This is a genomic window from Anoxybacillus sp. UARK-01 (assembly GCF_002075365.1).
Lineage (GTDB): Bacteria > Bacillota > Bacilli > Bacillales > Anoxybacillaceae > Anoxybacteroides > Anoxybacteroides rupiense.
Genome location: NZ_NASY01000037.1, coordinates 85,352 through 96,872 on the forward strand (window position 1 = coordinate 85,352; position 11,521 = coordinate 96,872).

At 42.1% G+C, this 11,521-nt stretch carries 8 protein-coding genes and 1 pseudogene; 7 read left to right on the forward strand and 2 right to left on the reverse strand.

Annotated elements, in window-relative coordinates:
- The first annotated feature begins 181 nt into the window (after window positions 1-181).
- The 5 genes and pseudogenes from B6A27_RS07780 (at window position 182) to B6A27_RS07800 (ending at window position 8,359) form a co-directional block, all read left to right on the forward strand.
- Window positions 182-536, forward strand: a pseudogene (locus tag B6A27_RS07780) (ArsR/SmtB family transcription factor).
- Window positions 526-2,631, forward strand: a complete 2,106-nt coding sequence (locus B6A27_RS07785) for a heavy metal translocating P-type ATPase (RefSeq protein ID WP_080861114.1) — start codon at window positions 526-528, stop codon at window positions 2,629-2,631. The pseudogene B6A27_RS07780 and the gene B6A27_RS07785 overlap by 11 nt, the downstream one beginning before the upstream one ends.
- A 207-nt stretch (window positions 2,632-2,838) precedes the next feature.
- Window positions 2,839-4,299 carry a SpoIIE family protein phosphatase gene (locus tag B6A27_RS07790; protein WP_080861115.1) on the forward strand — a complete coding sequence of 487 codons (1,461 nt, stop codon included), beginning with the start codon at window positions 2,839-2,841 and terminating at the stop codon, window positions 4,297-4,299.
- A 546-nt stretch (window positions 4,300-4,845) separates the two neighbouring features.
- On the forward strand, window positions 4,846-6,585 hold the full coding sequence (locus B6A27_RS07795; protein ID WP_080861117.1) for an ABC transporter ATP-binding protein: 1,740 nt from the start codon (window positions 4,846-4,848) through the stop codon (window positions 6,583-6,585).
- A 1-nt stretch (window position 6,586) separates the two neighbouring features.
- Window positions 6,587-8,359, forward strand: coding sequence for an ABC transporter ATP-binding protein (locus B6A27_RS07800; RefSeq protein WP_236631821.1), 1,773 nt, complete (start codon window positions 6,587-6,589; stop codon window positions 8,357-8,359).
- A gap of 34 nt (window positions 8,360-8,393) precedes the next feature.
- On the opposite strand, the gene B6A27_RS07805 is transcribed toward B6A27_RS07800, so the two are convergent.
- Together B6A27_RS07805 and B6A27_RS07810 are read right to left on the reverse strand one after the other, a co-directional pair.
- On the reverse strand, window positions 8,394-9,029 hold the full coding sequence (locus tag B6A27_RS07805) for an MOSC domain-containing protein (protein WP_080861121.1): 636 nt from the start codon (window positions 9,027-9,029) through the stop codon (window positions 8,394-8,396).
- 487 nt (window positions 9,030-9,516) lie between these two features.
- Window positions 9,517-10,134 (reverse strand): hypothetical protein, encoded by a 618-nt coding sequence (locus B6A27_RS07810; protein ID WP_080861123.1) that lies wholly within the window; start codon window positions 10,132-10,134, stop codon window positions 9,517-9,519.
- Between the two features lie 314 nt (window positions 10,135-10,448).
- Here B6A27_RS07810 and B6A27_RS07815 point away from each other — a divergent pair, with 314 nt between their 5' ends.
- Together B6A27_RS07815 and B6A27_RS07820 are read left to right on the forward strand one after the other, a co-directional pair.
- Complete coding sequence (locus B6A27_RS07815; protein ID WP_066149025.1) at window positions 10,449-11,006, forward strand: thioredoxin family protein; 558 nt, start codon at window positions 10,449-10,451, stop codon at window positions 11,004-11,006.
- A gap of 69 nt (window positions 11,007-11,075) precedes the next feature.
- On the forward strand, window positions 11,076-11,474 hold the full coding sequence (locus tag B6A27_RS07820) for a gamma-glutamylcyclotransferase family protein (protein ID WP_080861125.1): 399 nt from the start codon (window positions 11,076-11,078) through the stop codon (window positions 11,472-11,474).
- Window positions 11,475-11,521 lie beyond the last annotated feature (47 nt).

An 11,521-nucleotide genomic window follows, 5' to 3' on the forward strand; every position in this document is an offset into this window, starting at 1 on the left:
AAAAAACAAACAAGGCCATAGCGCCTTGTTTTTATTGATTTTTGTTTAACATATCCACTAAGAAGTTTTCCACTTTGAAACGCCATGTAAGCGGGAGAGAAATAAAAAGCAAAATGAATGGACCGATTGTTTGCCTATTATATATACTATATTCAAATGAACATTTGAATGAGAGGATAAAATGGTTCGCGACATATGTGAAGTGTTTTGCTTTGATGAGAAAAAAGTAGCAGCTGTAAAGGGACAAGATTGAAGGAGTCGAACAGCTGTTTAAAGCTTTATCGGATGCCACTCGTTTAAAAATTGCTTATGCGCTTACATTGGAGAAAGAATTATGTGTTTGCGATGTTGTTCATATCATTGACGCGACCGTAGCAACAGCCTCGCATCATTTGCGCGTTCTTCGTGATATGGGGCTTGCTAAGCATCGAAAAGAAGGAAAGCTTGTGTTTTATTCGTTAAAGGATGAGCACCTTTATCAATTGGTATCGATGGCTCTTATGCATGTAGGAGAGGAGGGAGGAGATGGAAAATAGACATGTATATCGTCTTCAAGGACTTTCCTGTGCGAATTGTGCAGCAAAATTTGAACAAAACGTCAAAGCAATTGCGACGGTAAAAGAGGCGCATGTGAATTTTGGAGCCGCCAAACTGACCGTTATTGGCGAGGCCTCGATTGCAGAGTTGGAGAAAGCGGGAGCCTTTGACGGAATTCGTCTCATTCCAGAGCACGCCCAAACGCAGTCATCGGCGCCAGAATTTTGGCAAACACGGGCTACTGTATTGGCATTGATTTCTGCCTGCTTTCTTATGGTGGGATATGCAGCTTCTTTATGGATGAAAGAAAGCGAATGGCTTGCGGTTGGAGCATTTGCCTTAGCAATTGCTGTGGGCGGTTATGATTTGCTTCGAGTGGGATTGCTAAATTTATGGCATTTCCGCTTTGATATGAAAACACTGATGACAATTGCGATCATCGGGGCCGCGTTTATCGGAGAGTGGAAAGAAGGAGCCGTTGTTGTACTTTTGTTTGCTATCAGTGAAGCGCTGGAACGCTATGCAATGGATCGGTCTCGTCGTTCAATTCAGTACTTGATTGATGCCGCACCAAAAAAGGCGATGGTTCGCAAAGAGAATCAGGAATATGAAGTCGATGTTGATGAGCTAGAGATTGATGATATCATGATTGTTAAGCCAGGACAAAAAATTGCGGCAGACGGCCTTGTTGTGCATGGGACCTCAGCCGTTAATGAAGCGACCATTACAGGAGAATCAATGCCTGTTTATAAAAGTGTGAATGATGAGGTGTATGCCGGAACTATTAATGAGGAAGGGGCATTAGAGGTCAAAGTCACGAAAAAACGAAGCGAATCTATGTTGGCGAAAATGATTGATCTTGTCGAAGAAGCTCAAGCCGAGCGGGCTCCTGCTCAACAATTAGTCGATCGCTTCGCCCGCTATTATACCCCGCTGATTATGATGATCGCTTTTATTGTTGCTGTGACGCCTCCTCTTCTGTTCGGAGAAAATTGGGAAGCATGGGTTTATCGTGGATTAGCTGTATTGGTGGTCGGCTGTCCATGTGCGCTTGTCATCAGTACTCCTGTCGCTATTGTCACAGCCATCGGTCATGCCGCACGGCGCGGGATTCTTATCAAAGGCGGAATTTATTTGGAAGAAATGGGGAAAATCGCAGCTATCGCTTTTGATAAAACGGGAACTTTGACAAAAGGAACGCCAGAAGTGGCAGCTATCCGTTTATTTTCTGATCATGTCACGGAAGAAGAATGGCTTCAGATTGCGGCTGCGATCGAAAAATATTCTCAGCACCCCATTGCTTCAGCCATTGTGCGAAAAGCACAAGAGCGAGGCATTGTATTCACTGATCGTCAAGTGACGAATTTTTATTCGGTTACAGGAAAGGGAGCTTCCGCATCCGTGGACGGAATCACCTATTATATTGGAAGCCCGGCTTTGTTTTCAGAATATCTGTTATCGAAGGAGGTTCACGCTACCATTCAGCAGCTTCAACAGGCAGGAAATACGGTGGTTGTGCTGGGAAGTGAGCATCAGTTGCTAGGAGTGGCGGCCGTTTCTGACCAAGTTCGTGAATATGCAGCGGATATCATTCAAGAGCTTCGCAAAGAAAAAATAAAACAGCTGACAGTAGTCACAGGAGATCATCGGGTGACGGCTGAACATGTTAGCCACTCAATTGGCCTCACAGAAATACAAGCAGAATTGCTTCCTGAAGATAAGCTTCGCGTGATGAAAGAAATGAGAGAGAAATATGGTCGAGTGGCGATGATCGGTGATGGAGTTAATGATGCCCCGGCATTAGCAGCAGCCAATGTTGGAGTGGCGTTGGGAACAGGGGGAACCGATGTAGCTCTGGAAACGGCGGATATTGTGTTAATGGGAGATGATCTTCGCCAACTACCTTATGTCATTCGCCTAAGCCGTAAAGCGCTGCGAATGATTAAAGAAAATATTGTTTTAGCTTTATCTTTAAAGCTTTTGGCCTTAATTTTGATCGTTCCTGGATGGCTTACATTGTGGATGGCGATTTTTGCAGATATGGGAGCAACATTGATCGTGCTTTTCAATTCAATGCGCTTAATGCGAATATAGCGTGCAAGCCCTCTTTCCCTCATGGGGATGGAGGGTTTTTTTCCTTATGAAGTGTCCGTTTCTTCCGCCCAAATTCTATAGATTATATCGCATAATCCTTTTATGATTTTAATTTTATTATATTTTTTTAGAAGGAAACAACAAGAAATTTGTAGAATGAATAAAATAACGCTTTATCTAAAAATTATAGAAAAGGGCGGAATTTAAATGAAAAAAGAACATGTATATGTGTCGAAGAGTGAAGAAATTTTTCATAGGCAGGAAGGGATCATCATTACCAATCGTGATGCTAGAATTGTTGCTGTGAATGAAATACTGCTAGCCTCCATTGGCTACCGCCAGCAGCAATTGATTGGCCAGCCTGTCCATCTATTGTTTACGCAAAGTTATAGTATTTCTACCTATCATCTCATTTGGGAGAATGTTTTAAAGGAGGGCTATTGGGACGGAAATGTTCATTCGTATCAATTGCAAGACGGGCTCCTTTTAAGACGTTTAACCGTCTATGGTTTAGCGGATCATCATGGCCAAAACAATTTATTTATATGGAAGTTTTCTGACATATTGGAAATCGAGAACGTACTAAACGCTATTTATAAAATACCAATGATGGCTGTTGTTACATTGTATAAGGATATGACGATCAAGCACTGGAGCGAAGCAGCAGAATTATTATTCGGATGGAAAAAAGAAGAGATCATTGGCCGGCCTTTACTTTCATTATTTTCATACCATTTGTTTGATCTGGCTAAAATGATTCGTCAGACAGGGAGTGAGGGGCTTTTAGATTTGGAATGCGAAGCAAGAAAAAAAGATACAACGATGATGAATGTTGTTTTTTCAGTCGTTCCAGTCACGGACTCAGTTGGAGCAACGACAGGATATGTTATGACGATCAGGGATGTAACAAAGGTCAAACAAAAAGAATGGGAACAGCAAAAGAATTCAGAGCTGATCAAAAACATTCAGCAAAGCATATTCACTTCTCCGATTCAAACGAAGGATATAACGATGGATGCACTTTATATTCCATCGGAGGAATTATCTGGGGATATGTATGCTTGCTATCGAATTGATGAGGTTCGCTTTGGGGTTATAATAATCGACATTATGTGCCGCGGACTTTCCTCTTCTCTAATCATCATGTTATTGCGCTCACAATTAAGAGAGCTCATCCTTCGTGTTACTGATCCCGCTTGTGTAGCGACGGAGCTTGAAAAATATGTACAAACCCTATTCCCCGAGAGCTCTAGAGAAACGTCCTCACTGTTTTCAATGATTTATGCTGTAATCGATACAAAAAAGCAACAAATTGAATATATAAATGCAGGCCATCCTTCCGGGTTTTTATTAACTAATAATGAAATTATTGAGATGGATCAAGGAGGATTGGCGATCGGCAGTCCACTTTCTGTTCCATTTAAAAAAGAAGTGATTCATTATAATCAACAGGCAAGGCTTTTTTTATATACAGATGGAATTCTAGGGGAAATCGACCAGTCTCCATTATCCAGCATGATTCACATTCTTCATGATTTGAAGGAATATCGTTCTTTATCTGATCAACAATTTTTGCGACTGCTTGTTGATAAGCATATATGTGAGAACCGCCCGGCAAATGACGTGTGTATGCTTTCGATGACGATTGGCGAAGCCTCGACGGATTGATCAATAGATGTTGCTGCACGCGGCGAAGTGACTGAAAAGGGTAAAAAAGAGTACATAATGATCAGTTTGTCCTGTTTTTTGTTGTCATTCCTTGTTTTTTGAATAGCTGCCGCTGTTTTTTCAGCTGTGGCGCTGTTAGATAAGTGTTTCATGAGTTTCATCCTTTTTGTTGAAACTTTTTTTTTGTCTAAATTATATTTGTTGTACGTCTCACTGCTGGAACATTGCCTCATAAATCGTTTACTGCCGCTATTTCTCTCTGCTTCTTTTCACTTCTCTTCTGATATGTTCATCATAGGATTATTAATGAGGGACATGTATTCGTAAAAATGGTTTTATGGTTAGTGATTTCTAAAAAAATGAGGAGTGTATATATTTTTACGAGGAGATCACGAATCTAGTTTTTTTTGGTATAAGAGGATGATTGAGGAAATATCTACTATATATGCATAATCAGTTAGTGTATATACCACTGTATCAAAAAAATTGTAAAACCTCCACCATGCAAGTTAAAATAAAAGACACAACGAAGGGTGGGGAAAAACAATGCGCTATGTATTATCCTATTTAAAACCATACAGAAAATGGATGATAATAGCCTGGATGCTCATGTTGATTGAATTGTTTGTGGAACTGTGGCATCCGTTATTAATGGAAAAAATTATTGATAATGGAGTGATGAAAAATGACTTGCATGTCATTTGGAAATGGGGCGCTGTGATGGTTGCGACCTCTCTTCTTGCTTTTCTGTCTGGTATTGCCAATTCGTTTGCTGCCGCTTACGTTGGACAACAGTACGGATTTGCGTTGCGAAATGCGCTCTTTCAAAAGGTTCAGTCGTTTTCGTTATTTCATTTTTCCCAATTTCCAACGGCTTCTTTAATTACGAGGATGACGAATGATGTATCCCAAATGCAAAATATGGTATTTATGAGCTTGCGAGTGATGCTTAGGGCGCCACTCTTGATTATTTTTGGTGTAGTCATGGCGCTGTTTGTCCATGTGAAGCTTGCTCTTATTTTGCTCATTGTCGTACCGGCGTCGCTCGCCTTTTTACTTTTTATGATGAACAAAGCCGCTCAATTTTTTACAAAGGTGCAGCACATATTGGACCGTGTCAACAGCATTATGGGCGAAAATATCGCCGGTATAAGACTGATTAAGGCATGGGGGCGCAGCCTTTATGAGAAAACAAGATTTACCGAAACGAATCAAGCGCTTATGACGCGGACCATGACCGTTTTGCGACTTATAGAAACGATCACTCCTGTTTTGCTGTTGGTGATGAATATGGCAATCGTTATCATTTTACTCATCGGACGAGTGGAAATTCATACAGGCAGTGCAACAGCAGGGGAAGTCGTAGCGGTGATTAATTACACGACACGTATGACGGCTGCTTTATCGATCTTTACTTTTGTAACGACAGCGTTTTCTCGTGCCAAGGCATCAGGGCAGCGTATTGCCAATATACTGACAGCACCGGTTGATATGCTCGATAAGGACAAACGAGACGAAGAGCCTATTGAAGCAGGAAGCATTCAATTTGAGAACGTTTCGTTTCGATATCCGGAAACTGATGTCGATGTATTGCGAGACATTTCGTTTTCTATCGGTGCGCATGAAACGGTAGCGATTTTGGGAGAGACTGGTTCTGGCAAGTCTTCGCTGCTGCAGCTGATTCCTCGGCTATATGATGCTATGGACGGAACCATTAAAGTGGACGGAATCGACATTCGGCAAATAAGACAAGAACGCTTGCGCACAGCTATCGGCTTTGTACCGCAGGATATTTTGTTATTTTCGGGAACGATTCGCGATAACATTTGCTTTGGAATGGACAACGTGACAGAAGAAGAGATGATACAAGCCGCGAAAAACGCCCAAATTCATAATACCATTATGAGTTTTCCCGAAGGGTATGATACGATGGTCGGACAAAAAGGGGTGACTCTGTCGGGAGGACAAAAACAGCGTATTTCTATCGCTCGAGCACTTGTGCGCCATCCCAAAATTCTTTTGTTAGATGACAGTACAAGCGCATTGGATGTTCAAACAGAAGCTCAGTTGTTACAGGCATTAAAATCCTATTCATGCACAACTCTCATTGTCACTCAAAAAATATCAACCGCCATGGAGGCAGATACGATTATTTTGCTTAAAGACGGAAAATTGCTGGCGCATGGAACGCATGAATATTTGTTACGAACGAACGAGTTATACTCTAAGCTTGTTGAATCACAGCTTGGAAAGAAGGGAATTAGCGATGTTAAGAGCACCACATAGAATGATGGGAGTAAAAGAAAATAAGCGGAGCGTGAAAGAAAATGCTCAAACGCTGCGGCGCATATGGGGCTTTCTCGAGCATCAAAAGGGGCACCTAGCAGTTGTCATCGTAATGGTGATGATTAGCTCCGGTCTCAGCCTTCTTGGCCCATATATCGTGGGGAGAGCTGTCGATACATATATTATCGCCAAGCGTACAGATGGCTTTTGGATGGTTGTTGTTGCTCTTTTGCTTATTTATCTCGCTTTGTCGTTATCAAGCTTTTTACAAAGCTACTGGATGATTGGAATTGCGCAAAAGACGATTTACGCAATTCGCACTGAATTATTTGGACAATTTCATCAGCTTCCTATCTCTTTTTTCAATCAAAGGCAATCGGGGGAGCTAATGAGCCGATTGACGAACGATATTGACAATATGAGCCAAACGTTCAACAGTACGGTTATCCAAGTGATTTCAAGTACTCTTACGCTTATCGGAGCGGTGGTGGTGATGCTCCTGTTAAGTCCTCTCTTGACAGCGGTAACGCTGTTGATTGTGCCGATTATGTATGGATCTATGAAATGGATTACGAATCGAACACAAATGAGGTTTAAAGAGCAGCAGAGAAATTTAGGAGAGTTGAACGGATTTATTGAAGAAGTGATTTCTGGACAAAAAGTCGTTAAGTTATTTTCCCAAGAAAAAAAGATGATTGCTCAGTTTTTAGAAAAAAGTGAACAGCTCAAGCAATCGGGATTTTGGGCGCAAACCTATTCAGGTTTTATTCCCAAACTTATGAACGTGCTAAATAATATGAGTTTTGCCTTAATTGCGGGTGTCGGAGGAATTTTCGCATTTAAAGGAATGATTTCAATCGGAACGATTGTGATTTTTTCAGAATATGCCAGACAATTTACACGTCCGCTCAATGATCTTGCCAATCAATGGAATACATTTCTATCTGCATTGGCTGGTGCTGAGCGGGTGTTTGAAATTGTTGACCAAGACAAGGAAGAGGATGATGAAGCAGAAGCGATTGATTTGCCTGCTGTGCGCGGAAATGTTGAATTTCGCAATGTGTCTTTTTCATATGATCAAAAACGAAAAGCGATTCAAAATGTCAATTTTTCAGTAACAGAAGGCGAGACGGTAGCGCTTGTTGGACCGACGGGTGTCGGAAAAACCACGATTATTCAGCTTCTTATGCGATTTTATGATCCGGATCATGGACAAATTTTGATTGATGGTATAGATACTCGGCGAGTGAAGCGGTCCAGTCTTCGCAGCCATATGGCGTTTGTATTGCAAGATCCTTTTTTGTTCCAAGGAACGATTCGCGAGAATATTCGTTATGGCAGACTGGAGGCAACAGATGAAGAAGTGGTGGAAGCGGCTAAGTGGGCGAATGCGCATTCGTTTATTACAAAATTGCCAAAAGGCTATGATACCGTTTTACAGCCGGACGGCAGCGGTATTAGTCAAGGACAAAAGCAATTGCTGGCAATTGCTAGGGCAATGATCGCGAAACCGTCTATTTTAGTTTTGGATGAAGCGACAAGCAATATTGACACAATGACGGAACTGATGATTCAAGAGGCGCTTGAGCGTTTGATGGAGAAGCGAACCTGCTTTGTTATCGCCCATCGGCTCAATACGATTCAACAAGCTGATCGCATTCTTGTTTTGCGTGAAGGAACCGTGGTGGAACAAGGAACGCATGATTCCCTTCTGAAGGAAAAAGGATTTTACAGTGAGCTGTATTATCGACAATTTAAAAAGGACGCCATATAAAAGTCTTGCACGGCATATCCGTGCAAGACTTTTATCACCTCTCCATTCGTTTGATGAATGATTGGCGCCAATCTTCCGATAAGGCAGGCTCGGCAATAATGGTTTTCATAGCCGCTACATTCCTTTTATCAATATAATAAATAGTATTCACATCATGAATAGAGAGAGCAAGCGGGCTCCGATCGATTAATGTGAGAGGATCACCTTTCTGTATGGAACCTTCTTGAAGCACGCGAAAATAAAAGCCTGTGTAGCCGGTTTCTTGAACTTTGAGCGGCAGATCCTTTAACCCGTGGCGTTTAGCTAATTTAAAACACGGCTGACGCGGCTGTGAAACTTGGATGACCGCTGTACCGACCTCATATACATCGCCGATGCAGACTTGGTTTTCCGTCAACCCAAAGAGAGTCAAATTTTCCCCAAATGCACCTGGGGTGAATGAGCGATGATAGACTTGCTCCCAAAACGAAAAATGTTCAGACGCATAAGCACAAATCGCTTTATCCGGCCCCCCATGGTGAATAAGATCCGCTTGTCCATCGCCAATGCAATGGGTTTTTGTGACAGTGATGGGCCCATTCACTGGCTGTTTATAAATTCCAGTAGTCAGAGGCTTTTCGTCAATTGTCACCGTTTGCGGCATCCCGATATTAATTGAAACAATGTGCATCATTTTTTCCTCCTTGTCTGTCAAGCTATGATATAGACGTCCATGACAAAAAATGAGATCATCATCGGAAGGGCGAAAACCCCTTTTGTTGAAATGGCTTTCTTTACTTGCGCTGACGAAAGGAATTTTTTCAGGATAGATGAAACGGAGTCTTGTTGATTGTTTGTGCCTTTCGGTAGAGTTCGTGCTATCTTTTGAGTTTTGTCTGGACGGCACTGCTTTCCGATCAACAAACCAATTTGTAAAGCAACTCGCTATTCTTCTGTCGCGTGAGCGCGTGAATCGCTACTTTTGTCAATTGGAAATATTTTGTATCCGCTCCGTTCTTTTTTCTGTATGTATATCAACAATTTCTATGTTTAACCGCGTTTGTTTCAGTTTTCTGCATTTTCTATTATGCTTGTTTGCTGATAGAAAGTCTACTTGTTTTGATGACAAACGCATGGTGTTTTTCTATGAAAAAAGATCCTTTGCTGAATGCAAAGGATCACATGTGCATGAGCTCTTTTTCGGAGGTCTCGGTTTGGCTTGGCTGTTGAGAATTTCTCGTGAATATGGATGAAATCGTCTGCTTAATGGTTTCCACGATATGTGTGCATCGCTCAAAAATAATCTCTTTGATAGTATCGAGCTGTCTCATTATTTTATATTGCGATGCTTCTTGGGCTTCTAATCGTTTGATGACCGTGTCATGAAACACACCTTGAAGCTCCAGCTTTTCTGCTAACTTTTGATATAGCTTTTCTTGTCCCTCCAAGCGTGCGCTCAATCCTTGATACAGCTCGTCTTGAAAGGCGATTTGTTGAGCCAGTCTTTTCATTGTGTTTTCCTGAACAGAAAGGGAATCAAGAATCGCTTTCTTTACGGTTTGATCGTTTTCGTTCATTTCTTGCCATTGGGCATATAAATGTTCATGCTGTTGCTGTTGCAAGGAAAAAGAGTGCTGAAGCTGCTCCATGGAAGCGGACAAATGCTCATGAAATTGCTGCTGTTCATTCAACAACTCTTCGGTTTGAGGACGCCGATGATGAAAAACAGGAAAGGTAGCAGAGCTGCTTGGATCAGCAGGCGGCGTGGCTTTTTTATGCAAATAAATAAACGACATGCTTCTCCTCCTTTCTAATAAAAATGAAGTGCATCCATAGTATATGCATGTGCTTGTTTATGCGTTTATAGAGATTTCGCTTGACATGTTAGCATTTGCTAGTGCTGTTTATAGGGGGGACAATGTTGCTGCACAGAATCGGGAATGGGTCTGAAAGGGGCGTGTTCCTTTTTTGTTTCGCATCCGTATGGCCGAAAGGCAAATCACATGCTTCTTCCAACTGTGGATGTTTTTATAGGCACAGGATTTGTAAGGAAAAAAGAAGTCTGTTATAATCGAAGAAAAATACGACATTGCAGAGAGGATGTGGAAATATGCCTGCGGTTGAATCAGCAATGTTTCCATTAGGAAAGCAAGCGCCGTCTTTTGCTCTTGTCAATGCGATTGATGGCAAGATCGTGCGGTTGGAGGATGTGAAATCTGATGTGGCGACTGTCATCATGTTTATTTGCAACCATTGCCCGTTTGTTAAGCATGTGCAGCATGAATTGATCCGTCTCGCTCACGATTATCAGCCAAAAGGGGTGTCGTTTGTTGCCATCAACTCGAATGACGCCGAGAAATATCCGGATGATTCTCCGGAAAATATGAAAAAAGTCGCTGAAGAGTTAGGATATCCGTTCCCTTACTTGTTTGATGAAACGCAAGAGGTAGCGAAAGCATATCAAGCGGCATGCACGCCAGATTTTTATATTTTTGATAAAGAATTAAAATGTGTGTATCGCGGCCAATTGGATGACTCAAGACCGAATAATGGCATTCCTGTTACCGGTGCTTCTATTCGGGCGGCCTTGGATGCCCTCCTAGCTAATCAGCCCGTGTCTGAACAGCAAAAGCCAAGCATCGGCTGCAGCATAAAATGGAAGGAGTAAAGCTGGCTCGAGCGGCCAGCTCTTTTTTATTTTAGCCGTTTACTTTGATAATAAGGCAGGGAGAGAGGAATGACGGAACAAACGTGTCGAGTGTTTGTATACGGAACGTTATTAACAGGTGAAGTGAATCATGAAATTGCGGCTCCTTATTTGCAAAACGTGAAGCCTGGAAAAGTAAAGGGAAAATTGTATGATGTCGGATCATATCCGGCCCTTGTAGTGGATCAGGAGGGGGAAGTAGTTGGTGAATGGCTGACTATAACGATAGATGGAATTCGAAGGATGGATGAGCTGGAGGATTACGAGGAAGGAAGAAATGATAACGAATACGAGCGCGTATGGATTAGAGACTGTACTCAGGAGATAGAGGGATATGTGTACGTCTACCATCCTGACAAGGCCCTCCACCTTCCTTTGATTGAATCGGGTTCATGGCGCCAGCATCGTCCAAAAAAGAGGAATGCGTAAAGGGAAAAGTGACTCTTGCTACATCAACGGGTGATTAAAACATTCGT

Bases quoted from the DNA above. Each gene is read 5' to 3' on its own strand.
- B6A27_RS07800 (WP_236631821.1), top strand. From the start codon at position 6,587: ATGATGGGAGTAAAAGAAAATAAGCGGAGCGTGAAAGAAAATGCTCAA.
- B6A27_RS07785 (WP_080861114.1), top strand. From the start codon at position 526: ATGGAAAATAGACATGTATATCGTCTTCAAGGACTTTCCTGTGCGAAT.
- B6A27_RS07790 (WP_080861115.1), top strand. From the start codon at position 2,839: ATGAAAAAAGAACATGTATATGTGTCGAAGAGTGAAGAAATTTTTCAT.
- B6A27_RS07795 (WP_080861117.1), top strand. From the start codon at position 4,846: ATGCGCTATGTATTATCCTATTTAAAACCATACAGAAAATGGATGATA.
- B6A27_RS07815 (WP_066149025.1), top strand. From the start codon at position 10,449: ATGCCTGCGGTTGAATCAGCAATGTTTCCATTAGGAAAGCAAGCGCCG.
- B6A27_RS07820 (WP_080861125.1), top strand. From the start codon at position 11,076: ATGACGGAACAAACGTGTCGAGTGTTTGTATACGGAACGTTATTAACA.
- B6A27_RS07805 (WP_080861121.1), bottom strand. From the start codon at position 9,029: ATGCACATTGTTTCAATTAATATCGGGATGCCGCAAACGGTGACAATT.
- B6A27_RS07810 (WP_080861123.1), bottom strand. From the start codon at position 10,134: ATGTCGTTTATTTATTTGCATAAAAAAGCCACGCCGCCTGCTGATCCA.